Source organism: Arthrobacter psychrochitiniphilus, assembly GCF_003185915.1.
GTDB classification, from domain to species: domain Bacteria; phylum Actinomycetota; class Actinomycetes; order Actinomycetales; family Micrococcaceae; genus Specibacter; species Specibacter psychrochitiniphilus.
On sequence record NZ_QHLZ01000011.1, the window covers coordinates 45,506 to 70,522 of the forward strand.

At 61.2% G+C, this 25,017-nt stretch carries 23 protein-coding genes; 14 read left to right on the forward strand and 9 right to left on the reverse strand.

Translation table 11 applies throughout. The annotated features are described in order from the left end of the window. Positions 1-23: 23 nt before the first annotated feature. Positions 24-860, reverse strand: coding sequence for a PhzF family phenazine biosynthesis protein (locus tag CVS29_RS15015; protein WP_110107144.1), 837 nt, complete (start codon positions 858-860; stop codon positions 24-26). Positions 861-1,352: 492 nt separating this feature from the next. Then, positions 1,353-1,886 (reverse strand): TetR family transcriptional regulator, encoded by a 534-nt coding sequence (locus CVS29_RS15020; RefSeq protein ID WP_110107191.1) that lies wholly within the window; start codon positions 1,884-1,886, stop codon positions 1,353-1,355. Between the two features lie 144 nt (positions 1,887-2,030). On the opposite strand from CVS29_RS15020, the gene bioB reads away from it, so the two are divergent. From bioB to CVS29_RS15050, 6 genes are all read left to right on the forward strand, one after another. Beyond that, on the forward strand, positions 2,031-3,155 hold the full coding sequence (gene bioB / locus CVS29_RS15025; RefSeq protein WP_110107145.1) for a biotin synthase BioB: 1,125 nt from the start codon (positions 2,031-2,033) through the stop codon (positions 3,153-3,155). Beyond that, positions 3,148-4,476, forward strand: a complete 1,329-nt coding sequence (locus CVS29_RS15030; protein ID WP_110107146.1) for an adenosylmethionine--8-amino-7-oxononanoate transaminase — start codon at positions 3,148-3,150, stop codon at positions 4,474-4,476. The genes bioB and CVS29_RS15030 overlap by 8 nt, the downstream gene beginning before the upstream one ends. Beyond that, entirely contained in the window at positions 4,476-5,696 is a 1,221-nt protein-coding gene (locus CVS29_RS15035; protein WP_245932265.1) for an aminotransferase class I/II-fold pyridoxal phosphate-dependent enzyme, read from the forward strand. Before CVS29_RS15030 ends, CVS29_RS15035 begins: the two co-directional genes overlap by 1 nt. Then, entirely contained in the window at positions 5,693-6,763 is a 1,071-nt protein-coding gene (locus CVS29_RS15040; protein ID WP_110107147.1) for a cytochrome P450 family protein, read from the forward strand. Before CVS29_RS15035 ends, CVS29_RS15040 begins: the two co-directional genes overlap by 4 nt. A gap of 36 nt (positions 6,764-6,799) precedes the next feature. Further along, a complete protein-coding gene (gene bioD, locus CVS29_RS15045; RefSeq protein ID WP_110107148.1) occupies positions 6,800-7,537 on the forward strand; it encodes a dethiobiotin synthase in 738 nt (245 codons plus the stop codon). A gap of 123 nt (positions 7,538-7,660) precedes the next feature. Beyond that, a complete protein-coding gene (locus CVS29_RS15050; RefSeq protein WP_110107149.1) occupies positions 7,661-8,338 on the forward strand; it encodes a GTP pyrophosphokinase in 678 nt (225 codons plus the stop codon). A 54-nt stretch (positions 8,339-8,392) separates the two neighbouring features. Here the strand turns inward: CVS29_RS15050 and CVS29_RS15055 are convergent, their stop codons facing one another. Next, a complete protein-coding gene (locus CVS29_RS15055) occupies positions 8,393-8,596 on the reverse strand; it encodes a hypothetical protein (RefSeq protein WP_110107150.1) in 204 nt (67 codons plus the stop codon). Positions 8,597-8,668: 72 nt separating this feature from the next. Here CVS29_RS15055 and CVS29_RS15060 point away from each other — a divergent pair, with 72 nt between their 5' ends. Next, positions 8,669-8,962 (forward strand): metal-sensitive transcriptional regulator, encoded by a 294-nt coding sequence (locus CVS29_RS15060; RefSeq protein ID WP_110107151.1) that lies wholly within the window; start codon positions 8,669-8,671, stop codon positions 8,960-8,962. A gap of 278 nt (positions 8,963-9,240) precedes the next feature. Further along, on the forward strand, positions 9,241-9,954 hold the full coding sequence (locus tag CVS29_RS15065; RefSeq protein ID WP_245932266.1) for an isocitrate lyase/PEP mutase family protein: 714 nt from the start codon (positions 9,241-9,243) through the stop codon (positions 9,952-9,954). 103 nt (positions 9,955-10,057) lie between these two features. Here CVS29_RS15065 and CVS29_RS15070 read toward each other — a convergent pair whose 3' ends face one another. Next, positions 10,058-10,849, reverse strand: coding sequence for an SDR family NAD(P)-dependent oxidoreductase (locus CVS29_RS15070; RefSeq protein ID WP_110107152.1), 792 nt, complete (start codon positions 10,847-10,849; stop codon positions 10,058-10,060). A gap of 134 nt (positions 10,850-10,983) precedes the next feature. On the opposite strand from CVS29_RS15070, the gene CVS29_RS15075 reads away from it, so the two are divergent. Next, positions 10,984-12,858, forward strand: coding sequence for an AfsR/SARP family transcriptional regulator (locus tag CVS29_RS15075; protein WP_110107153.1), 1,875 nt, complete (start codon positions 10,984-10,986; stop codon positions 12,856-12,858). Positions 12,859-12,958: 100 nt separating this feature from the next. On the opposite strand, the gene CVS29_RS15080 is transcribed toward CVS29_RS15075, so the two are convergent. The 4 genes from CVS29_RS15080 to CVS29_RS15095 all read right to left on the reverse strand — a co-directional run bounded on the left by CVS29_RS15080 (position 12,959) and on the right by CVS29_RS15095 (position 18,439). Continuing rightward, entirely contained in the window at positions 12,959-14,554 is a 1,596-nt protein-coding gene (locus CVS29_RS15080; RefSeq protein ID WP_110107193.1) for a fatty acyl-CoA synthetase, read from the reverse strand. 330 nt (positions 14,555-14,884) lie between these two features. Further along, a complete protein-coding gene (locus tag CVS29_RS15085; protein WP_110107154.1) occupies positions 14,885-16,360 on the reverse strand; it encodes an alanine/glycine:cation symporter family protein in 1,476 nt (491 codons plus the stop codon). Next, positions 16,360-17,190, reverse strand: coding sequence for a maleate cis-trans isomerase family protein (locus CVS29_RS15090; RefSeq protein ID WP_110107155.1), 831 nt, complete (start codon positions 17,188-17,190; stop codon positions 16,360-16,362). The genes CVS29_RS15085 and CVS29_RS15090 overlap by 1 nt, the downstream gene beginning before the upstream one ends. A gap of 1 nt (position 17,191) precedes the next feature. After that, positions 17,192-18,439: a M24 family metallopeptidase gene (locus tag CVS29_RS15095; protein ID WP_110107156.1), complete on the reverse strand. Its 1,248-nt coding sequence runs from the start codon at positions 18,437-18,439 to the stop codon at positions 17,192-17,194. Between the two features lie 286 nt (positions 18,440-18,725). On the opposite strand from CVS29_RS15095, the gene CVS29_RS15100 reads away from it, so the two are divergent. From CVS29_RS15100 to CVS29_RS18530, 5 genes are all read left to right on the forward strand, one after another. Next, on the forward strand, positions 18,726-19,862 hold the full coding sequence (locus tag CVS29_RS15100; RefSeq protein ID WP_110107157.1) for a diaminopropionate ammonia-lyase: 1,137 nt from the start codon (positions 18,726-18,728) through the stop codon (positions 19,860-19,862). A 14-nt stretch (positions 19,863-19,876) separates the two neighbouring features. Next, entirely contained in the window at positions 19,877-21,058 is a 1,182-nt protein-coding gene (locus tag CVS29_RS15105; RefSeq protein WP_211315153.1) for an ArgE/DapE family deacylase, read from the forward strand. 38 nt (positions 21,059-21,096) lie between these two features. After that, on the forward strand, positions 21,097-21,579 hold the full coding sequence (locus tag CVS29_RS15110; RefSeq protein ID WP_110107158.1) for a RidA family protein: 483 nt from the start codon (positions 21,097-21,099) through the stop codon (positions 21,577-21,579). 42 nt (positions 21,580-21,621) lie between these two features. Continuing rightward, positions 21,622-22,548, forward strand: coding sequence for a LysR substrate-binding domain-containing protein (locus tag CVS29_RS15115; RefSeq protein ID WP_110107159.1), 927 nt, complete (start codon positions 21,622-21,624; stop codon positions 22,546-22,548). Positions 22,549-22,787: 239 nt separating this feature from the next. Next, positions 22,788-22,964, forward strand: a complete 177-nt coding sequence (locus CVS29_RS18530) for a hypothetical protein (RefSeq protein WP_170121001.1) — start codon at positions 22,788-22,790, stop codon at positions 22,962-22,964. Positions 22,965-23,597: 633 nt separating this feature from the next. On the opposite strand, the gene CVS29_RS15120 is transcribed toward CVS29_RS18530, so the two are convergent. Beyond that, on the reverse strand, positions 23,598-25,010 hold the full coding sequence (locus CVS29_RS15120; protein WP_110107160.1) for an alanine racemase: 1,413 nt from the start codon (positions 25,008-25,010) through the stop codon (positions 23,598-23,600). Between the last annotated feature and the right edge of the window lie 7 nt (positions 25,011-25,017).

Below are 25,017 nucleotides of genomic sequence, written 5' to 3' on the forward strand. Positions count from 1 at the left end.
CCGGGACCTCACCCCATAGCCAGCTACAGCCTGACGCTTCCCTCAACGCAGCTCGTGACATGGCCACCCACCCAGATTGCCCCGTCATTGAGGCTCACATGCACTCGGCCCTGGCGCCCCAGTACCGTTCCCTGCGACGCAACGTAATGGTTGGCTGCTGCCCCGGTGTCGATCATCCAGCGGGCCAGGCCAGCATTGAGGCTTCCGGTTACGGGGTCCTCCCATACGGGATCTTCTCCGATGAAGGCACGTACTTCGAACTGGGATTCTTCCCCGGGTCCGTAGGGGCCCACCACTCCTATCTCAAGATCACCGGCCTTCCCCGGATCGGGCCGTAGACCAAGAACTTCCCGCGCCGAGGACAAGCGGACACCAATCCACTGGGGGCCATTGACCAGCCACGAAGCATCAATGATTTTGCCCCTGGAGATACCTAGGATCGTTGCTACTCGGTGAACGAGCATCTCATCTACGGGCCCGTACCGAGTGAGCGGCGGCGCCTCAAAAGCGATTCGACCATCCGCGACTCGGACGGGGATCAAGCCTGCTGCACATTCCTGCACGAGCATGCCGCCACTCCGTGGTGAGCCACCGGCCTCCAGCCATGCTTTGGCGGATCCAAGCGTTGGATGGCCGGCAAAGGGAAGCTCTTCCCTGGCTGAGAAGATCCTCACCCGGTAGTCGGCCTGCGGAACGCTTGGGGCGAGAATAAACGTTGTTTCAGACAGATTTGTCCAAGTGGCGAAGCGCTGCATCTCCTCGGCACTCAAACCATCGGCATCGTGAACAACCGCTAACGCATTGCCCCGATACGCCTCTTCGGAGAAGACATCCACTTCACTGTATCGGCGCATTTTCATGACGCCAATGTAGCAGGATCTGGCCGCCTCGCCCCAGTCTTTGAGGGCGAAAGACGGCGAGATTGACCCCGTCGGTTAAACCAGGCCACAGCGTAAGGATAGTCACTTTTTCACAAACCACTCCGCAGTGGACACGCTCAACACATTTGGAGTACATCCAGTGACACATCGAGTCACACGGCGCCCATCAAGAGACATCCCTTGACATCAAGTTATGCGTGCCTTGTACTGGAACAAAAGAAACAGGTGGGTAACATTCATCCATTGTTATCGATCACATATTATCGGTCCGCCCACAGGCAACCTGGCCTCGAACTATCACGCTCAACACTTAGCTCTCTTTGACGAGGAGTCCTCTAGATGATTTGGCCCAAATAGTACTTCCGGTCCGCCTCTGCGTGCTGGGCGAGCTTAGGCACGCCGCGCACAGCACACAGGCCATCCAACAGGGCCAACAGTTCCAGCCGGGCAACCGGGCAACGTCAGGCAGATTTACTCGCCTGAGATCTTGAGCCCCGCCAGGAAAATCCCCAGGCCAAAGTCAAAGGCCGCGTCGGCGTCGTGGTCCGGTTCTTCCAGAAGGCCCGCGCGGACAAGCCCCGCCCGGGTCTGTTCCTGCGTAACGGCACCAATAATGTAGTGAATGAGCGCCTCGGCAGCCCACTGATCTGCAGGCGCAGACATTCCTTGCACGGCCATCAAGGCACGCACCGCAAGCAGCGGCGAATCGGCGTGTGGCACCAGCACCTGAGCCAATGCCACCACCTCAGCGCCGTCGCGCACCGATAATAGCGCTGTACGAATAGCCATGGCCAGCTCCCGCAGAGACGCCGGCTCACCAACCGTGTCCAGGATCATTCCGGCCAGAACGGTCAGCAGTTCCTGCTTGTTTTTGATATGCCAGTACAAGGCTCCTGGCTGCACCTGGAGATCGCGCGCCAAGCGGCGCATGGAGAGGTCGGCCAGCCCGTATTCGCGCAGAATTCCCATGGCCGCCTCTACTATCTGCTCGCGTGTCAACGCCATGGAATGAGTGTCCTTATCAAGAGTGCCCGGATACCCCAACGGCACCCGTCCCATCTTCCCCCATGCCCCTCGCCTATCCTCATTCGCACCCCAGCTGCGAGCGCCTCAATTGACAGGGGCACCCTCAACACACAAACTTGAACGGTGTTCAATTACTTTGATGACCTAGCCACCCGCCAGCTGAGCGGCGCCACCTTGACCCGCCATGAGGCCCTTGCCATCCTCGAATCCACCGACGAGCAACTGCTGGAAGTGGTGGCTGCTGCTGCACGGCTGCGCCGGACCCATTTCAGCAACACGGTCAAGGTCAACTACCTCGTAAACTTGAAATCCGGCCTGTGCCCGGAGGATTGCACGTACTGTTCCCAGCGGCTGGGCTCGGCTGCGCAAATCCTCAAATACACGTGGTTGAAGCCGGAAGACGCCGTGGCCCAAGCCGCCACCGGAATTCGTGCCGGCGCCTCCCGGGTGTGTATGGTGGCCAGCGGCAAGGGCCCCACCGACCGTGACGTGGACCGGGTTGCCGGGATGGTCACAGAACTCAAGGACCAGCACCCGGACGTGGAGGTCTGCGCGTGCTTGGGCATCCTCAAGGAAGGTCAGGCCGGACGCTTGAAGGCGGCCGGAGTAGACGCCTACAACCACAACCTGAACACCAGCGAATCCATGTACGCAGAGATTTGCTCCACCCATGAATTCTCCGACCGCGTACAAACGGTGGAGCATGCCAAGGCCGCTGGCCTCTCCCCCTGCTCCGGCATCATCGTAGGCATGGGGGAAAGCCACGAGGATCTCATTGATGCCGTCTTCGCCCTCCGCGAGCTGGGCAGCGACTCCATCCCCGTCAACTTCCTCATGCCCTTTGACGGCACCCCGCTGGAAGGCACCTGGCTCCTGAGACCCGCAGCCTGCATGCGCGTTCTGGCCCTTGTCCGCTTTGCCTGCCCCAGCACTGAGCTACGCATGGCTGGCGGTCGCGAAATGCACCTGCGCACGCTCCAGCCGCTCGCCCTCCATGTGGCCAACTCGCTGTTCCTGGGTGACTACCTCACCAGCGAGGGCCAGGCCGGGCAGGCCGATCTGGCCATGATCGCGGACAACGGCTTCGTGGTCCTGGGCAGTCCGGAAGCCGCCACCCAGCAGGGGTGCGGGAGCCAGTCTTCCGGTGGTTGCGGTTGCCACGGCACGCACGACGCCGAGACCTCCTCCGGCGCCAATCCCACCATCCGCCGCCGGGGAGCAGGCACCCAGCTGGCCCCCAATGCCTGAGGCCTCCCTGATTGAGCGCGACCGCGGCTTGTTGTGGCACCCCTATGCGCCACTGGACGGGCACCCGCCGTACGCGGTACGTGGGGCAAACGGCACAAAGCTGAGCCTCACGGGTTCAGATGGCCGCAGCTTTGAGGCATTAGATGCCATGAGTTCGTGGTGGTCGGCCATCCACGGCTACCGGAACCCAACGCTCGACGCGGCCTTGGTGGAACAGAGTGGACGGTTTAGCCACGTCATGTTTGGCGGGCTGACCCACGAACCTGCTGTCCGGCTCGCCGAACAGCTGACAGAGATGACAGGTCTGGACCATGTGTTCTTTGCCGATTCCGGCTCCGTATCGGTGGAAGTGGCGCTGAAACTGGCCGTGCAATACCAGCTGGGACAGCACCAGTTGGGGCGCGGCCGGCCCGGCCGCAACCGCTTCCTGGCCCTGCGTGGCGGTTACCACGGTGACACCTTTGCCGCCATGGGCGTGTGCGATCCCGTGGATGGCATGCATTCCGCGTTTCCGGCCAATATTGCGCAGCAACTGTTTCTGCCCCGCCCGCCCGCAGCACACCTTGTCAACGGAACGCTCGTCTCCGATGCGGAGTCCGTGTCCCGGTGGATTGCCGTACTCGAGGAGACGGTGCGCAGCCATAGCAACGAGCTGGCAGCCATCATTGTTGAGCCAGTGGTTCAGGGGGCCGGAGGCATGTTCTTCTATGCCCCGGAGGCTCTGACGGCCGCACGCCGCGTGGCGAATGAGCACGGGCTGCTGTTGATTGTTGATGAAATTGCCACCGGCTTTGGCCGGACCGGGAAGCTGTTTGCCTCCCAATGGGCAGATGTTGCCCCGGACATCATGTGCGTGGGCAAGGCTCTGACAGGGGGCTACCTGAGCCTGGCTGCCATGTTGTGTTCGGCACGCGTGGCCGCCGTGGTCACCGAATCACCACTGCGGGCGCTGCTGCACGGGCCCACGTTCATGGCCAACCCCCTCGCGTGTGCTGTTGCGTCAGCATCCATGGACCTGTTGGCGGGAGGGACCTGGCAGCAGCAAGTTGCTGGAATTCTGCAGAGTCTGGAACAAGCACTGGCACCGGCCATGGAGCTGGAATCTGTGCGCGAGGTGCGGGTCTTGGGTGCCGTGGGCGTAGTGGAACTGCATGTTCCCGTGGATGTGCCGGCTGTGACAGCGGCTGCCCTGGACCATGGTGTGTGGGTCAGGCCGTTCCGGAACCTCATTTACACCATGCCGCCGTTCATCAGCACGCCCCACGACGTGGCCACCATTGGCGCAGGCATCTGCGCCGCAGCGTCCCAGGTGCACGGCTAATGCCGGGTGCACCACCTACCGCAGCACCAACAGCCGGCCCACAAACTGCCATGGACGCCTGGCTCCACTCTCGCGCCGAGGTCCGGGAACGCCGCGGGCTGCAGCGCAGCGCAACACCGCAGGGCACAGTCATTGACCTAGCCTCCAACGATTATCTGGGCCTCTCCGCCGATGCGCGCGTCATTGAGGCGTCCACCCAGGCACTGCACGACCACGGCGCCGGGGCCCGGGCTTCCCGCGTGGTGTGCGGCACCAATCAGGCTCACCAGTACCTCGAGGAGCAATTGTGCCTGCTCACGGGCCATGACTCGGCACTGGCATTTTCCAGCGGCTACACCGCCAACCTGGGCGTGCTCGCGGCGTTGGGTGGCCCGGGAACCCTGATGATCTTTGACGCCCACGTCCACGCTTCCCTGCGTGACGGGATCAAGCTCTCCCGCTCCCCCGCGGTGGAGGTGCCCCACAATGACCTGAACGCGATTGCCGCCGCACTGGCCGGGCGCACCCAGCCGAGGGCCGTCGTCGTGCTTGAATCCATTTACTCAGTCTTAGGGGACGCGGCAGATCTTGCGGCCGCCGCCGGGCTGTGTGCCACGTACGACGCCCTGCTTTTGGTGGATGAGGCGCACGGGATTGGTGTTGCCGGCGGCGGGCGGGGGGCTGTTGCTGCGGCGGGGTTGGCCGGGTCGGTCCATGTTGCCGCGACTGCCACCTTATCCAAGGCACTCGGCTCCCAGGGCGGCGCCGTGCTGGGGTCGACACTGTTGCGCGAGCATCTGGTGAACACGGCCCGGACGTTCATTTTTGATACCGCGTTGGCACCTGCGGCAGCTGCTGCGGGCGCACGTGCTGCCGCCATTGTCCGGGAGGAGCCCGGGCTGGCCGCCGCACTGCTGCGCAATGCAGAGGTTTTGGCGCAGCGTTGCGGGGTGGCCCCGTCAGCCGGAGCCGTGCAGTCAGTCCCTGTTGGGTCCGCGGCACTGGCTGCCGAAATCGCCACGGAGCTGCGGTTGGAGGGGGTGTCGGTGGGCTGTTTCCGTCCGCCCAGCGTGCCCGACGGCGTGTCCCGGCTCAGGCTCACGGCCCGCGGCAACCTCACGGCCCAAGAACTCGACACCGGCACCACTGCCGTGGCCCGAGTCCTGGCTGCAGCCAACAGTGCCGCTGAAAACAGTGCCATGGCAAGCATCAACCACGGAAAAGCGAGTAATCCGGCATGAGTTATTTAGTCATTGGCGAGCCCGCCCAGGTCAAGGAGGTCATGGCCCGCACGGACGACTTCGCGCCTACGAATGCGCTGACGTCGGTGGTGCCGCTGGCTCCTGCCACCCTGCGCATTCTCAGCAAGGCGCGTTTTGCGCTGCCACCCGTATTGGCCTCCGCCACAGGCGCCCAGCACCGCGCCGTGCGCACCATGGTGGGGAAATTTTTCACCCCGGCCAAGGTGGCGGCGATCGAGCCGCGCGTGCGCGAACTCTCGCAGCAGCGCCTGGCTGCCGCGAAGCTTGAACTTGCGCACGGTCCGCTGGATCTGGGCGATGCCGTGGGCCGGCACATTCCACCCTTGGTCATGGCCGAGCTGACGGACCAACCCACCCCGGACTTGGACCTGTTGAACCGCTGGAGCAGGGACTCCCTGGAGCTGTTCTGGGGCTGGCCCGATCCCGAGCGGCAGGTGGAACTGGCCCACAGTGCGGCCGAGTTCTATGTGTGGCTGCGCCAGGAAGTTGCGGCAGCCAAGGGCACGGCATCGCTGTTTGGTGTTTTGGATGCTGCCGGGCTCACGAGCGCTCAAGTCTGTTCGCTGGGCTATTTCCTCGTCATTGCGGGCCAGGAAACCACCTCGTTACTGATCAATACGGCGCTTTACCGCGGGCTGGAACTCGGGCAAGTAGCGGGAGGGTGGGCATCGCTCGCGGACCCGGAGGCCGCCCGCGCCCATATCAAGGCCGTGTTGGCCACGGAATCCTCCGTCCACACGTGGCGGCGGGCTGCCCTGCATGACACCGAACTACAGGGCACCGCCATCCCGTCCGGGGCCGAGATCCTGCTGGAGCTGACAGGCCAACACCCTGAGAACGCGGCTGCTTCGGCGTTCTCGTTGGCGTTCGGGTACGGCCTGCACCGCTGTCTGGGCGCCAAACTGGCCGAGCTGGAAACCGCACTGGTGGTGGAGGAAACGGCCCGAGCCCTGCCCGGCCTCATGCCCGCGGGAGATCCGCCGCAGTGGCTGCGGTTGCTCTCATTCCAGGCACCGCTGACGGTGCACGCCACTCAACCTCACTAAATCACGCCTATTTATAGGTATCCGGAAAGGAACCCCATGAGCGAATCCACCATCAGCTATGTCACCGGCACCGACACGGACGTGGGAAAGACAATAACGACGGCGGCACTCGCCGCAGCGCTGACAGCGGACGGTGACACTGTGGCCGTGTACAAGCCGACGCAGACGGGTGTCTCCTGCGACGACCCCGCAGACATGGCCGAGGTGGCCCGGCTCAGCGGCGTGAAAAACGTCCACGAGGGCATTCGGCTGAGGTATCCCATGGCCCCGGATGCGGCTGCACTGCGTGAAAACCGGGACCTTCCCTCCCTGGCCGACCATGCCGCACGCATCCTCGAGCTGGCGGCAAGCCACGACCATGTCCTCGTTGAAGGGGCTGGCGGACTGCTTGTGACCCTGGACGGACAGGGCAATACCATTGCCGAACTGGCTGCCCTGGTTGACCAGAGAGTTGTTGAGCGTGCTGCAGCCCAGGGATCTGACGCGCTCACCATCCGGACGGCGTTCGTGGTGGTGTGCCGCAGCGCCTTGGGGACGTTGAACCATACGGGGCTCACGTTGGAAGCCCTGCACCACAGGGGTGTGGCTGCGCCCGCATTGGTGATTGGTGCGTGGCCCGCGGCGCCGTCGTACGTGGAAGTGAGCAATCTGGATTCGCTGCAGGGGCAGGGAGTGAACTTCCTGGGCACCCTGCCAGCCGGCGCAGCCCAACTGGCACCGGAGACGTTCCGCGCCCAGGCCTCAGAATGGCTCAAACTGCCGAATTGGTCCTAGGGACAGTCGCAGGCGGCGGTGGCGGGAAATCGAGCGTATCCCTGACAGGGGGCTGCCAGAGTCGCGAGCTAGAATCGAGAGGCTCAGGGCCCGCTCCACCGCACCAGAAGGAAACCATCAGCAATGCCAGCCCGCCACGAATTGCCGCTCGAGACCCTCAAGATGTTCCGCACCGGCATTGCCCGGTTCATGCTCTCCTACCAATTCGGCATTGACGAGATGATGACAAAAATCAACATCCTGAAGTCTGAATTTGAGCATCTGCATGACTACAGCCCCATTGAGCACGTCAGTTCACGGCTGAAGACGCCTGAGAGCATTTTGGCAAAGATCAGCCGCGATGGGATGGAGCCCTCGTTCGCTGCTATCAGCGGGGACATCCACGACATTGCGGGCATTCGCATCACGTGCAGCTTCATCTCCGACGTCTACCGTGTGGCGGAGATGATTTCCTCCCAGCGGGACGTGACCGTCTTGCGGGTGAAGGACTACATTGCCTCCCCTAAAGCAAATGGGTACAAGAGCCTGCACCTGATTGTGTCCGTCCCGGTCTTCCTATCCGCCTCCGTTGAAACGGTGAGCGTGGAGATCCAGATCCGCACCATCGCCATGGACTTTTGGGCGAGCTTGGAACACAAAATTTATTACAAGTTCGACGAGGAAATTCCCGCGGCCCTGCTGCAGGAACTCCAGGACGCTGCCCGGGTGGCCAACAACCTGGACGTCAAGATGGAACGGATCCATGAGGAGGTCCTGGCCGTACGGCACAAGTCCACAGAAACGGACGAGGTCAGCGACTAGCCCTCGGCGTGCTCGCGGTTGCGAGGTGATCGCGGTTGCGGCTCAACGATCGTCCTACTTTCCGCCTAACAGCCTGCTGAACCAGCCGCCGGAGCTGGCCTTGGGGGCCGCAGATTTCGGTGCCGCAGATTTGGGCGCATTGCGGTCACAGGAGCAGCGCTCCGCTTTGGGGATATGGCGCATCACCTCATCAACGTGGTTGCCGCAGCCGGCCCAGGTGGTCTTGTTGCAGCTCTTGCAGTTCACGGCGCGGCACATGCGGTTTCTCCTCATTCCTAGATACCCCTGTGGGTATCTCCAACTCATACTTTACATACCCCCTAGGGTATTATGTCAAGTCCACCTGAAAGAACCAAGGAGTGCCAAGCAGCTGTCAGGGGAAGACTCAAAGCCCATCATCAACCGTCCCGCCGTGCCAAGGGCCGGCTGGCGGGCGTCATTAAGATGCTTGAGGAAGGGCGCGACTGCGAAGACATCGTGATGCAGATGGCCGCCGTCGGCAAGGCTCTGGATCGGGCAGGCTTCGGACTGGTCGCGGGCAGCCTGAAGGAATGCCTCGCCTCAGGGGAAAGTCAGGACCTGGACAGCGGAAAGCTGGAGAAACTGTTCCTGTCCCTGGCCTAAATGGGGCCAGCCTGGCTGCGCCTCACTGCCCCGCGGCCCGGAACATGGCCGCCCTGAAACATCCGCTACCGCTCCCCCATTCCGCGCCCGCTAGACCGGGCGCATTTAGGGGAGGCGGGCGCGGATCTTGTTGACGCAGGCGGGGACGGGTGCGCGCCACCCAGGAGTAGCCTTGAAGAGCTCCTCCTTTCACCCCGCACAGGACGGAAAGCACCATGACCACCTTCAAGGAACTTCACTACACCGACGCACCGCTTTTGCTGCCCAACGCTTAGGACGTGGGCTCTGCCCTTGCGTTCGCACAGGCCGGTTTCCCAGCGGTGGGAACCACCAGCTTCGGTGTTTGCGCCAGCGCTGGAATGCCCGACGGCGGGCACGCCAGCAAAGCGGCAACGCTCGCCTTGGTATCGGGGTTGGGCAGGATTCCGGTACATGTCAGCGCCGACATTGAAAACGGCTACTCCGACGACCCCGAGGAAGTTGCTCGATTCGTGGCCAAGCTGTCAGCACTCGGCGTGGCCGGGGTGAACTTGGAGGACAGTACGGACGGGCATTTGGTGAACCCGGCGCTCTCAGCGGCAAAGATTGCGGCGGTAAAGCGCGGCTCCCCTAACGTGTTTGTCAACGCCCGGGTGGACAACTACTGGTTTGCCGAGGAGGCCACGGTGGATGCAGTGGGGCTCCGGGCCCAAACCTACACCGATGCCGGCGCGGACGGGATCTTCGTCCCGGGTGTGTCCGCCGCAGACGACATCCGACGCATCGCCGCAGGAATCGAGCTGCCGTTGAACGTCCTTGCGCACGCAACCCTGACGGTGGCCGAACTGGAGCGGCTCGGCGTCCGCCGCGTCAACTCAGATTCTCTTCCTTACCGCGTTTCCGTGGATGCCGCCGTCAACGTGGTTGGCGCCCTGCGCGACGTCACACCGGTTCCCGCCGCAACGCCGTACCCGGACATGCAAGCCATGCTGGAGGAGTTCCACAATAGGTGACGGATGCGTTCAGGACTAGGGCCCGGCTTAGGGCTGGATTTCGAGCCTGAACGCACCGAAGTGGTGGTTGATCAGACCCTTCAGTGACGTTTTCCCGCCACTCTCATAGCAACCCCGTCAGCACCCCGCCGTCCGCGCGCACGACGGCGCCATTCGTCGCCGAAGCCTTGGGGCTGGCAAGGAATGCTGCCATGTTCGCGATCTCCGCAGGTGCTATGAACCGCTCCAGCAGTGAGGTGGGCGTCCCGGCCATGATCGCAGCCTTCAGAGCATCGGCGGTAATCCCCTGCTGCTGAGCCAACGACTCCACCGTCTCCGCCACGCCATCGGAATAGGTAGGCCCGCCCAGCACGGAATTCACTGTGACTGCCGTGCCACGGGTGAGCTTTGCAAGCCCGTTTCCCAGGGCCAACATCGCTGCCTTTGTAGCACCGTAATGAATCATGTCCGCCGGCACGTTCACGCCAGATTCGCTGCTCACAAAGATGATTCTGCCCCAGCCGCGGTTCAGCATCGCTGGCATCACGTGCCGAGCCAGCCGCACTCCGCTGAGCACGTTGACCTCGAAGTAGAGCTGCCAGTCGTCGTCGGAAATGTCAGTGAAAGGTTTCAGCTCAAAGAGGCCCACGTTGTTCACTAGGATGTCCACACTACCCAGTTCCTGACACAGCTGTGCTACCTGAGCGGGGTCGGCAAAATCGGTAGCCGCCCCGGAAACCAAAGCTCCGGGCACCTCGAGTTCTAGGCTCCGGACCGATTCTGCTAGCTTTTCCGGATCCCGGCCGTTGAGCACTACCGCTGCACCCTCCCGAGCCAGTGCCTTCGCAATCGCGTAACCGATCCCCTGGCTCGATCCACTGATGAACGCCTTCTTGCCTGTGAGTTCCAGATCCATGTATTTCCCTTGCTGTTGAGTTCAGCCATAGCGGCCACGTCCCGCACCGGCGGTTCCGGCGCAGCACCATCTTGAGAATCCCATGGACGGATCAGCGCCCGATCAGCCCGGCCACGGCCCACTAGACTGGACGGATGAGCCAGCTTCGGATCCGCGTCCTCGGGGCCATTGGTGCGGACGTGAATGGAATCGCGGTGCGCCTCTCGAAAGCGCGGCATCGGGAGATTCTTGGCATACTGATCACTGCCCGTGGCCGAACAGTGTCTACCCAGCAACTCGTGGAAGACCTATGGGAGGAGCCACCGGCCGGCGCTGTTGGAGCTGTGCGAACCTTCATTGGCGAGCTGCGCCGCATCTTGGAACCACAGCGCCCACCCCACACTCCCCCTGCCGTTCTGCTCACCACAGGCGGCGGGTATTTGCTCCGTCTGGAACCCGACGCGGTTGACTTGCGGCGTGCGGAAACGGCCATCAAGGCTGCGGGCGGGATGGCTGCGGCTACCCGGGAATTCGTGCTGGCCACGGCGCTGCAGGAATGGCACGGCGCCGCGTTCGAGGAGTTCACCGACCGTGGCTGGGCCCGGGGTGAGTGCACTCGGATTGCCGGGCTGCGGGCCAACATCCTTGAGCAACTGGCCGCAGCGCGCCTTGCGCTGGGACGTCCGGAAGACGCCGTCGAACTTCTCGCTTCCCACACCGACGAACATCCGTGGCGGGAGGAGGGCTGGCGGTTGCTCGCGTTGGCGCACTACCGTGCGGCGCGCCGTGGAGAGGCTCTCGACGTGCTGGTCCGGGCCCGCAGCGTTCTTCAAGGCAGCCTGGGGCTCCATCCCGGCGCAGAACTGGCAGACCTTGAGCTGCGCATCCATCGTCAGGACCCCGCGTTGGACACGGACGACGCCGGTCACTCACTTTTGCTGCGCACCGTCACCGGGGCTGCGGGTGCCGGGACCCGTTCGGGGCTGGAGGGGGTTGCGGCGCTGGTACCGCTGCTGGCCGTGTCCGGCTCGGTTCACTTTGCCGCGCAGCAACGCCGCTCTGCCATCGAGGCCGCCGAGCAGCTGGGCGATCCGGAGCTGACGGCGCGTGTCATCACGGGGTTTGATGTTCCCAGTTGCTGGACCCGGCCCGATGATCCGGAAGTGTCGGCGGCTATTGTTGCGGCCGGCGAGCGCACCTTGGCAGCGCTACCGGCGGGGTCTTCGGAGCGGGTGCGGGCGCGGCTGCTGGCAACGGTGGCCATGGAGTCGCGTGGCACGGCGGACAGGCTGGCCGAGGCTGCCGAGGCGGAGACCATTGCCCGCCGGCTCCACGATCCGGCCCTGTTGTGCCTTGCGTTGAGCGCCCGCTATTTACAGACATTTTCGACGGCGGGCCTGGCCAAAGTACGCGACACGCTGGGTGGTGAAATCATCGCCCTTGCGGTGGCGGCGGAGCTGCCCACCTTCGAGATTGAAGGCCGCTTGATCCGTATGCAGGCGTTGTGCGCCCTGGATGACATTGCTGCTGCGTCCGCGCAGGCAGCTGCCATAGACCAGCTGGCTGCCCGCCACGACCGCGCCCTGGCGTCGGTGTTCACCGCATGGTTCCGCTGGACCTTTGCCGACGGTCCGCCTCCTCCTGCTGGCAGTGAAATGCCCGGGTTCAGGAGCGGGCTGGCAGAACTTGCTGCCCTAACCGCCGCTGTCCGGACCGGTGGCGAATTGCCGGATGAGGCTTTTGGTCCGTACGAGCCGTGGGTGCGGCCTCTGCTGCTGGTCCGCACCGGGCACACGGCTGAGGCGCTGTCTGCGTTGGGCTCCTGCCCGGATCCGCCGCTCGATCTACTCATGGAGGTGGCATGGTTTTTGATCGGGTTAGCTGGCCTGGAGTCTGGGCACCGGGCCGCCGTCCAGCGCGCGTACCGGGCACTGCTGCCAGCCGCCGGCGAGCGGGCCGCGGGCAGTGGAGCGGTTGACCTTGGCCCTGTCAAACCTCTGCTGGAGCGGCTGGGACGGTTCCTACTGTGATCTATTGAGAAGAAGTTGGAACAATACGAGATGCTAAATGGCTGGCGCGTAGTCCGGAAATGGCAGCAAGGCGTAACGCTTCAGGCGGACTGTCCGTGATCTAGTCGGCTCGTTCCGCGCGCAGTTCCCGTTTCAGGAGCTTGCCCGACTGGTTGCGGGGAAGTTCTGCGACGAAGTCGACGCGTTTGGGTGCCTTATAGTCTGCCAACCGGCTCTTGACGTGCGCGCGTACAGACTCTGCAGTGAGGGACGCCCCGTCTTTAAGAACAACAACTGCCGTGATCGCCTCAATCCACCTAGCATCTGCAATGCCAATCACGGCCACCTCAGCAACCTCAGGCAATTCGTAAATGCAATCTTCCACCTCCCTCGGCGCAACGTTCACTCCCCCAGTGTTGATCACGTCCTTGATCCGGTCCACGACTTGGATGTAACCATGGGCATCTCGGGTCACCTGATCCCCTGACCGGAACCAGCCATCAACAAAGGCTTCGGCGGTGGCCTCGGGCTTGTTCCAATAGCCAACCAGCAATTGAGGTGACCTGTACTGAATCTCCCCCGGCTCACCTGCGGCGGCGATGCTGCCGTCCGTGGTAACGACGCGCGCTTCCACATAGAAGACGGGCCGGCCGCAGGAGGCAGGACGCGTTTCGTGTTCCTCGGGGCGAAGAACTGTGCATAGGGGGCCGAGCTCGGACTGGCCGAAGCAGTTGTAGAACCCAATCTTCGGGTACCGGGAGCGCAACCGCTGAAGCACCGTTACCGGCATGATGGATGCCCCATATTGTGCTTTTGTCAGCGAGGACAAGTCCCGCGTCTCTAGATCTGGGTGGTTACTCAGTGGCACCCACACCGTGGGCGCCAAGAAAAGTGAGCCGATGCGCTCTTCCTCGACGAGCTCCAGAATCTTGCCGACGTCAGGACGTGCGATCAGCCGGATGGTGGCTCCGAGCGAAAGGTAAGGCAGCATGAATACATGCATGGCAGCCGAGTGGTACAACGGCATTGCAATGAGCGGCCGGTCATCAGCGGTAAGGTCCAGCCCGATGATGGAAGAGATGTATTCCGCAAGCAATGCCTTGTGGGTCATCATTGCCCCCTTGGGTGCGGAGGTTGTGCCCGAGGTATAGAGCAGTTGGAGGATCTCCTGTTCGCCACCCTCGTCCTCTACCGGGACCGTATCGACGTCGTCGGTCAGGGCCGTTTCCACGACGGAGGGTTCGGGGGAATCGGTTCCGGGGAACATCGGCCACACCTGTTCAAGCGCCGGAAGCCGGCTAGCGGATCTCAACTCGTCCACGAGCGGCAACAGCTCGGGATCAACCACCAAAACGCTGGCGCCCGAGTCGTTGAGCAGGTAGCTGAGCTCATCCCCTTTCAGGGCGAAGTTCACGGGCACGTGGACCAGCCCGGACTTGGCACACGCAAGGTAGAGAAGTAGGTAGGCGTCGGAGTTCGCGCCGTAGGCCGCAATCCGGGCACCTTTCGGGAGCCCAAGGTCCAGCAGACGGCGTGCAACCCGGTCAACACCCATTTCGAGCTGAGCATAGCTCCATCGCCGGTCTTGGAACAGTACGGCCTCCGTTGCACCGTTGCGTGAGACGGTACGGCGCAAGAGCGCTCCGACCGTGTCGGCGCCGCCATTACTGGGCGAGGCAATGAGGGGGTTGTCAGGCTTCGAAGGTGAAGCATTCATGGTGTAAATGTTCCTTTCGTCAATGCGATGGACCGCGGCCAAGAAACTTTCCATACACAATTGCACAGTGCTCCTGAACAATCTGATTCTTTCAACCTGCCACATCCAGCTAACAAATCAAGGCAACACTTGCCAGGGACGGCGATTCAGCGGCTTCCGTGGTGGCCCTCGTCAAACCAACCCTCACCCGCGGTTCAGAAGCACCCACCTACCCGCTACCGCGGCGGGTTAAATGAATAGCCCTCGACCACTGCGTCTCCGCAATGGTCGAGGGCCATTCATTTGGGTTCGATGTACCGCTCACCACAAGATGCGAGGCGGGACAGGGAACTACTTTACGTCTCTTCGCAGGCTTTGCGCAGGAGCCATAACAGGTTCCTTGACCCAGAAATCAGCTCCGTCAACTTTTGCAGCAACCGCATCAAAGACAGGGTCAATGCCGGCCTTGCGCTGCTTTTCATAGTCTCGCAATACCCGCAGGGCAGGTTTGGCCAAGAGGACAATCACTACCACGTTGATCCACGCCATGGCTCCATACCCTAGATCCCCAAGCGACCAGGCGAACGAGGCGGAGGTGACACTTCCCAGATATACGCATGCAAGGAAGCCGAGTTTGAGCACTACACCGGGCCATTTCCACGTGATCCCAAAGCAGCGTTTGATGTACGCCAGTCCGGTGTCTGCCATGTACATGTAGAACATCACGCTGGTGAAGGCGAAGAAGAGAATAGCAATTGAAAGCGTCCCTGAACCCCACCCCGGCAGGACGGACTCGATGGCGGCCTGGGTGTACAGCGGACCGGGTTCAACGCCGTCCAGGTGATTTGCCAGCGGCGCACCTGCTGCCGGAATGACGTTGTAGGACTTCGTAATGAGAATCATGAAGGCAGTAATGGAGCAGACGACCAGCGTATCTATGAAGGTGGCAAATGACTGAACCAGTCCTTGTTTGGCCGGGTGTGAAACCTCGGCAGCAGCCGGGGCATACGTCTCGCTTCCAAAGCCAGCTCCGTTCGAGAAGGCCCCGCGCTTGACTCCCCAAGCAATTGCAGCACCAATCATCCCGCCGAACGTGGCATTCGTGCCGAAGGCACTGGAGAGGATCAAGGCGAATAGCCCGGGTATCTCTGCGGCGTTCACCACCATGATCAACAGGCCCACCAGAATGTATCCGGCCGCCATGAAAGGAACCACAAACTCGGCCGTGCGGGCAATGCGTTTGATGCCACCGAAGATGATCAGTGCCAGAATTACCATCAGCGCAATCCCTGTGATGTGGGTGTTGATGGAGAAGGCTGAATTCAGTGATGCGGAGATGGCGTTGACTTGAACGTTCGGCAGCAGGAATGCGCCGGTGATCATGGTCATGATCGCAAAGATAATGGCGAGAGGGCGCAGTTTCAGGGCTTTTTCAATGTAGTAAGGAGTTCCCCCTCGGTATTCTCCGTCCTGCTTGCTCTTATAGACCTGAGCCAGGGTCGTTTCAATGAAGGAGGTGGCCATGCCGAGGAAACCTGTCACCCACATCCAGAAAACGGCGCCGGGACCGCCGTAGGCAATTGCTGTGGCAACGCCAGCAATATTGCCAACACCAATCTTGTCGCCCAAGGACAGTGCCAGCGATTGGAAGGAGGAGATTCCGGATGCGGAACTTTTCCCTTCAAAGGTCAGCCGGACCATCTCGAGGGCGTGCCTGACCTGGGCGAAGCGGGTGGCTATGGTAAAAAACAGGCCTGCGCCAAGGAGCATGATGACAAGGACCGGACTCCAGACAAGCCCGTTGAGCCACGTGATAAAACTTTCCATTACTTTGCACCTCCTTGGACCGCAGCGGTGGCGGTCCCTACGCTTTCATTGGTGGGGCTCAGAGGTAGTCGCAGCAGCCGCCCGTATCCGGGCAGTGCGTCATTGATGCCTGAGAGCCGGAGCATGTGCCAGGCGAGCGCCTGATTGCTGCTGATGACGGGCTTGCCGAGGCTGGCTTCAGCCCGTTCTAAAATGTCCAAGGTTCGCACGTTGGTGCAGGAGACAAAAACGGCATCGCAGGGCGAGGCCTGCCCCACCTTGAGGATCGCTTCGTAGACCGATTCAGGGGCGATCCGCGCCACCTTGCATTCCTCGGATTCCTCAAAGGAACCGAACCCGGTAATGGTGGGGCCGTCTTCTTCCAACGCGGACCGGAGCTTCTCGGACACTTCCGCTACATAGGGGGTGACGAATCCCAGCTGGCGGACGCCCAGGGCTTGGCAGGCTGCCCGTACTGCTGTCAACGGATCGGTGACAGCTGGCATCACTGAGGAGTTCTGAACCTCGGCAGGGTAGGCGGAGCGGACGGCCTTGGCCACGTTTTCGGCTCCGATGACGCTTGCGCCGGAGGTACATGCGTACCCAATAGCGTCGAAGGAACCCCCGGTGGGAAGCAAGCTCACAGCCATGGGGATGTGTTCTTCCATGGCCGCTAGTGTTTCCTCGGTGACGTCCAGCCCGCTGGGTACCCGGGTGTGGTGAAGCACGACGCCGGGTAGCTTCAGTAGTGTTTGGAATTCGTATTCGAGCGTTTCATCAACCTGCAGGACAATAACGCCCAGGCGGGCGCGGGTGGCAACACCCGCATCTGATTCATAGGACAGTTTCATCTCAGTGCACCTCAGGGAGTTGTTCGGGGGCGCGGCGGCTCAGAAGCTGAGGGCCATTGTTGCGAAGCACAAAGTTTTCTTCGTGCACCATGCCCTGACCGGGTTTCATATCGAGGGAAGGTTCAAGGGTGAGGACCATGCCGGGAACCAGGATGGTCTCATCCGCGTTGGTGTGCGAGGGCCATTCGGTCAGCTGCATACCCAGTCCGTGGCCTAACCGGCCCACATTGCCGCAGGCGTAGCCGTTGTCAACGATCACTTTTTGCATGGCTCTGAAAAGGTCCCCTGCTGTGGCTCCAGGCCGGGCAATCTCCAACGCGGCGTTGGTGGCCTCGAAGAGTGTGGCGTAACCATGCTTGGCTGCGGGGTCCGCCTTTCCGATGGCCCAGTTTCGGTCAAAGTCGCAAAAGTAGCCGTCGTAGACGGTGCCTGTATCAATCATCAGCACGTCCCCTTCGGTCAAGGGACGGTTCCCTGGGGGAGAAATGACATTGTCATACCCACCCGGAGCTGATGCGCCAACAAGGTAGGAAACATCGTCGGCCCCGTGCTTGAGGAGTTCAATCTTGACCGCACGGAAGGTTTCCACCAGCGGCTGGCCAGGGGTGGCGATGCTAGGGACCAGGTCATAAACGTCGGAGGCGATGCGGCAAATATGGGCGATCTTCTCAATTTCCGCCTCTGATTTAACCATCCGCAAGGTCTTGACCACTTCCGTTGCGTCATGGAAGCTGAATCCGGGCACCATTGCCCGGAGCCGGTCGTAGTCCGCCAGTGGCATGCGCAGGGTAGTTTCAGGGCCCATGGGCACTCCCACCCGGGCCCGGTCACCGAGGATTTCATGCATGGTCTCGGCCAGCAGGGAAACCCCCTCGTCCTGCGGCTGTGGGGACGTCCAGGTCCGAATGTCCTCAATCCAGGTCTGCGCCAGAGGAGGGTATCCAATCCCTGGAATCACGGCGGTGGGCTGACCGCTGGCAGGCACCAGAAGGAACCAGGGACGGGTGGGGCTTTGCCAGAACTGCGTCAAAAAGCCTGTGAAGTAGCGAAACTCAGCTTCCGTGGTGATCAGCATTGCGTCCATACCGGACTCAGCCATCAGCTGCTGCGCACGTGCCAGCCGGTTGGCGAACTCCGCAACGTCAAAGCCACGCTGTGGGGCTGGGTGAGAGCCGGAGGGCACAGACAGAATCCCGTTGTGCACGGTGCCGGGCCACACTGCGTGGTCGGGGATGGTTTTCTCTGACATCCGTTTGTTGCTCCTAGATATTGTGGCCGTTGCGTGCGAGATGACGCTCAAGTATTGATGGTGCCGGGTTGGATTGGGTGTGGCACCACCAGCTTTTACGAGTGGCCCACTCCATGTGTCCCCAGTCACTGCATTAAGTGTCCCGCATCATGAAGTAAACAAAAAGCGGTCAAATACGGCCTTTATCTTGAAGCAGAATTGGACAATTATATTTGAAGTAAAAGTGTAAGGAATTGACCACAAATAAACACTTTTACTTTCCCTTTCTTTGTTGGACGATGGATACATGCTTCCCACACAGACCTCCCTTTGGTACTCGAATCCCACCTCCCGCTCATGGCAGACCGCAGCGCCTGAATCTGCCCTGCCCTTTCACCGCAGCCTTGATGGCTACACCCCCACACCGCTGGTTAGCCTGCCTTCCCTTGCCACTGAGCTGGGTGTCGGCCAAGTCTTGGTAAAAGATGAATCGAACCGCTTGGGTTTGCCTGCCTTCAAAATCCTCGGCGCCTCATGGGCCGTATGCAGGGCCCTGTGCCAGCGCTACGATCTGGACCCCGAGGGAATGACCGTTCCCCGGCTCAAGGAATTTATCCACGCCAACGTAGACGTTGCGCAAACCCCTGTACTTGTCACGGCAACCGATGGCAACCACGGCCGAGCAATCGCCAGAATGGCGGCATTACTGGGCCTCACTGCCCGCATCTACGTTCCGGCAGGCCTGAGCTCCTCCGCAATTGCAGGCATCACCGGAGAAGGTGCTGAGCTGATCGAAACGCAGAACATCTACGATGATGTGGTCATGCTTGCCGCGAAATCCACAGAGGGCCAAGCCTGCGATGTGTTGATTCAGGACACGGCGTGGGAAGGGTACATGCAGGCTCCGCAGTGGATTGTGGACGGTTATGGCACCCTGTTTGGCGAGATTGATGATGCACTTCGGGAAATGAATGCATCCGGCCCGGACTTGGTGGCCTGCCCTGTTGGCGTTGGTTCACTCGCCCAAGCATTGGTGGAGCACTACCGGACCGCGGGCAATGCCGCTCCTGTCCTTTTGAGCACTGAACCGGAAACTGCAGCGTGCATTGCACAGTCCTTGCTGTCAGGGACTCCGGTAGTGGTGGATACCTCCTACCCGTCAATCATGTCAGGGCTCAATTGCGGCACCCCCTCAGAGCTGGGCTGGCCGGCGCTACTGGCAGGACTTGATGCCGCGGTGAGCGTTTCTGAGTCCGACTGCCGCCAAGCAGTCTTGGATCTTCAGGACCTAGGCTTGGATGTGGGCCCGTGTGGTGCAGCCACCTTGGCCGGTGTTCGAGCAGCCTTGTCCATCCCGCAGCGGAGGGAGGCGTTGGGGCTCGATGCAACGTCCGTAATCGTCTTGGTCAGCACAGAGGGCCTGGCAGCAAACCCGCTTCGATGAAAGGCTCTTTCCCCATGGAAATCAGCAAAAATTTAGTACCCAGCGCCATCATCAGCCTGCTGGAAGATCCTGTGGCGCTTTTGGAAGACCTGGTCAGGATCGATTCCGTCAATCCTGACCTTGTGCCAGGCGCAGCTGGAGAAACAACAATTGCGGACTTCACGGCAGCGTGGCTGGAACAGCGGGGATTCACCATTACCCGGCTTGAAGCCGTGCCTGGGCGCCCGTCCATTGTTGCCGTTGCAGCCGGTACCGGGCAAGGCAAGGCCCTGATGTTCAACGGACATTTGGATACCGTCACCCTCGCAGGCTTCGACGGGGAACCGCTGGAGCCGCGAGTGGAGGACGGGCGCATGTACGGCCGCGGCACTTTCGATATGAAAGCCGGCATCGCAGCGATGATGGTCGCCGCGGCAGCTGCGGCGTCACAGCCCCATGCTGGCGACATTATCGTAGCCCTTGTCGCGGATGAGGAATTCGCCAGCGCTGGTACGGAGGAGGTCTTGCGGCATTTCACCGCTGACGCGGCAATTGTCTCTGAACCAACACATGAGGACATCGTCATCTCACACCGTGGCTTCGTATGGTTTGACGTGACCATTCACGGTACCGCCGCCCACGGCTCCCGCCCTGATTTGGGGATCGATGCCATCGCAAAGGCCGGCAAGTTCCTCACCGGCCTCGATGACCTCAGCCGTTCGCTACCCCAGGGCGCCGCCCATGAGATGTTGGGAACTGGCAGCATCCACGCTTCCCTGATTCGCGGTGGGGAGGAGCTCTCCAGCTACCCCGCCTCCTGCACCGTCTCACTTGAACGGCGCACGGTCCCTGGCGAGAACTCGTCAACGGTGGAGGCTGAGCTGCGGAAAGTTCTCGATGACATCGCCAGCTCGGACCCCGATTTCAGCTACACCGTGACCGAGATCCTGGAACGGCACGCCTTTGAAGTCTCTGCCGAGGAGCCTATTGTCCAGGCCCTTGAAGCCGCGGCTGCCGCGGTCACCGGGAAACCCACCACCGTCCGCGGTGAAGCTTTCTGGACTGACGCATCCCTGATGCTCGAGGCAGGTATACCCGGGCTGCTCTTCGGCGTTGACGGTGGCGGAGCCCACGCCGCCACCGAATGGGTGGAACTGGACTCAGTGATACGAGTCGCTCACGCCCTTGCCACCACCGTCTCCAATTTCTGCCGCTAACACCAACTCGGCCACTAAAACCAACCAGAAGGATCACCATGACTGCCACTCCCACCGCATTCTCCCACCCCATTCTTCAAGAACGCCTCGCCCAGCTGGGCCTGACCCTGCCGGAAACCTCCTCGGCCGTGGCCGCCTACGTTCCCGCCATCCGGACAGGCAATACGGTCTACACCTCCGGCCAACTGCCTCTGCATGAGGGCACCATGGGAGCTCTTGGCAAGGTTGGAGCTGAGGTTTCTCCTGAGGTGGCGAAGGATTTGGCCAGAACGTGCGTTCTGAACGCTCTGGCCGCCGCTGGCGCACTGGGCGATCTGGACACTGCACGGATCCTGAAAGTTACCGGCTTCGTTGCATCAGCATCCGGTTTCAATGGACAGCCTGCGGTGATCAACGGCGCCAGCGAGCTGCTCGTGGAATTGTTCGGCAGCCGTGGAGCGCATGCCCGCTCGGCTGTGGGAGTTGCCGAGCTTCCCCTGAACGCACCCGTCGAGGTTGAGATTATCGTAGAGTTTCTCTAGCGGCACACCGGCCGCCCACGCCACACAGCAGAAGGAACAGACGTGCTGAACATCGTCCGGCTCAGGGTCTTGCGGGAGCTCTACCACCGCAAGACCCTCTCAGCCGTGGCCACCGCGTTGTCCTACAGCACCTCGGCAGTGTCACAGCAGCTACGCCTACTTGAAAAGGAAGTCGGCGTTCCCTTGGTTGAGCCTTCGGGGCGCCGCCTGCAGCTAACCCCTCAAGGTTTAATCCTTGTAGCCCACGCCGAGCAAATCCTGGACTTAGTGGAACGTGCCGAGGCTGATGTCTCCATGTCCGTGTCACAACCGCGCGGGGTGGTCAGGGTTGCCGCTTTTCAATCCGCGGCTCTGACAATTATTCCCGATGCCATTGCAGAGCTTCGCCGGCTCCATCCAGAGCTTTCGGTGGAATTCGAGCAAGGCGAACCTGAAGCCACCATGCCCTCGCTGGCCTCCTCGGAATATGACCTGGTTATTGCCGAGTCATTCCCGGGGCTTCCCCTGCCGGCGCAGCCGGGTATTGCTGTCACTACCATCATGGAGGATCCCTTGTGGCTGGTCATGGATGCAACCATCGCGGACGGTCTGGATCCCAGTAGAGACCTGATCTCCCAGCTCGCAGAGGCCCACTGGGCGGTGGAAACGGCTGCCTCCGCCTCCCGAACATGGCTGACAAACCAATGCCGCAAAGCAGGCTTCGATCCCAAGATAATTTGTTCTTCTGAAGACGTTTCGGTCCACTTGCGGTTTGTTGAAGCAGGATTAGCCGTGGCAGTGCTCCCTGGTCTCTCGCTCGTAGGAGCTTCCACCACAACTCGCAGATTTCCCACCTCCGGAATGCAGAACCGGCAGATTCTCCTTACCACCCGCGAAGCCTCGAGCCAGCGGCCGGCCATAGCGGCCGTTTCGGCCGCAATTCACCGTGCAGCCACCTCTTATGCCAGCGGTCGAATCAGCGAAAACTAACTTTTCCGGGATGGCTAGTGCCGCTGCTCGGCAGAGCGCTCCCCGCGCCCTTTTGGTCAATCCTGGGCGGGAATCTGATTCCAAGCCAATTTAGCCGTAGTCCCCACCGGCCCCGGCGGCAACGTAGACAATATTATGCTGGTGCATTCCGTGGGCCCCCACACGATAAAGGAGCATATGGCGCTTTATAAGAATGTGTTCCATCACCGGGATACCACCATGTCGTAAGGATGAAAGCCATGCTGCGGGAGGGCGCCCGGGCAGGGGCAATCCGGAGCGCCATCGAAGCCGGGGACCCCTCCGCGGCACCACTGGATGAAGCACAGCAGGCGTCCATGGTCTACGCCAGGAAGCAGAATGTAGCCCCTGCGGAGATGGTCCAGACAGACGTTCAGTTGCTGCGTGAGGAAGGATGAGACTACGGCGGCATTCTAGAAATCAATCACACTAAGAAAGCAGACTTCCGTTGCTATCCGGCGTTAGGAGCCACATGAGCGGCGGCTAGCCGAACTAGCTCGGGCTGAATTCGATTCGAGTCCTCGCGGCACCTGATGACTTTGCTGCAGGGAACGGGAGGGTAGGCCTTAGCCTAGAACCCAGCTATGCGCAGCAGCGTGGTGCTGGCATCAGCACAATCTCCGGCGTAAGTACGCCAGCCACGGTTGGATATTTTTGCCAACCAGAGGCTGCCACCTCAGAAATGATGGCCCGGGCATAAGACTGCTAGAGATGGAATGCCCAGGCCGCTCCAAGCAACGCCCTATCCCCTCGATGCGCAAGAATCCGTGATTGTGACCATGTCCAGCCATGGCAGTGTGCCGTCGTCAGAGTGTTGATACACCGTGCTGCATGGACCGTGTGTCCCGGATCAACACTGCCCGCCGAGCTCGTTTATCCTTCTGTCACGACTCTTGTGATGCCCGGCTCCGGATTCGTCACCGCGGTGGCGTCGCCACCGGGTTGAATTCCTTCTGGGTTGAATTCCTTCTGGACCGAGCAGTAGACGAGCCATCTGAACCACGAGCCGTAGGGTGCGGTGGGTTGACGTTTTAGAAGCTTAGCTTTTCCCGGTCGATGTCATCGGGCACCCATTGCGTGCCATCAAAGTGAATGTTGGCGGCGAGCGGCAATTGGTGGGACGCGCTTTCAACTATATGCATGAGATACCCGCCAGTGTTGGGGAACGCAATTAAGTCCCCGGCTGCTACCCCCTGCGGAAATTCGAAACGCCGGCGCAGCAGCAGCTCATCTTCAATACAGTAGGCGCCCACCAGAAAAGCGCTATCGGCAGCACGTTTCTTTCCGGCAGGGGCGGCGGGGACAAGGACCGGATCGAGCAGGAAGTCCGCCGACGTGGAGCGGCACTGGGTTCTATTCATGTGCAAGCCCACCAGTGGGACGCCGTCGCTGCGTTTCTTGGTGAAGGCCACCTCGGCAAGAGTGAGTCCGCATCCGTCCATCAGTGAACGGCCCGGCTCGCAGCGCAGTTGGATCTTGGCAGAACGGAGTGCGGAGGCAACGGATGGCGCCCCTGATTCTGGAACATATGATAGGACTTTATCCAACCACGCCCCGCGGGTGAGGTCTTGGTGGTAAGGGTAAACCCCGGAATTCGGGGCCTTGCCGGAGGAGCCAAATCTATCTGATTTCCAGGTCAGCGATTCATCACCTTCCGGCAAGGTGCCCAATGTTGACCAAAAATCTTCCCACTGGGTGGCACTCTCCAGATAGGACATGGGTATTCCGCCTCCCATATCCACAAAGGAAGGTTTATGGCCCAAGGTCTGCAATTGGCTGATGAGGTCTAGTCCTTGATGAATCCCGAGGGAACGCGCGTGGGCGTCATAGCCGTTGAGGTGAAAGTGAACACCGGCAACTGTGAGCTGTGCTCTCAACTCAACGTCATTGAGCACTTGCAGCCATGAAGATGCAGGAAGCCCAAAGCGCGTAGCCGGTATGGCTGGGTGGTTGATGGCCAGCCGCAAAGCCACATGAAGGGGCTCTGCGCTGTTGCTGCTCAGTTCAAGCACGCTGTGTAGTTCTTCGTCGTTATCCAGGCTAATGGTGGCCCCGGAGGCAATGGCCAGCTCCATCAATGCCTTCGATTTCACTGCGGCGCTGACAATGATCCGAGCGGCGGGCACGCCACGGTCAAGACATTGGCGTAGTTCATTGAGGCTCGCCACATCCACCCCACACTCTTCGTGAACGGCGCGATCAATGGCTGCCATGGTTTTGTTGGCTTTGCGTGCGAAGTAAATTTGGAAATCAATGTGATGCGCGGCTGCAGCGCTGTTGAGTTCCTTGACGTTCTTGCCCATGGCTGAATATTCGTGCAGGTTCACCGGCGATCCATAGCTATCAATGAGCTCTCGGCAACGAGTGGGATCGCTAAGGATTTCCTCCATCCACGGCTCAATCCGGGCGGTCAACCGTGCAGTACCGTACATTTTCTGGTGCATCACTTTT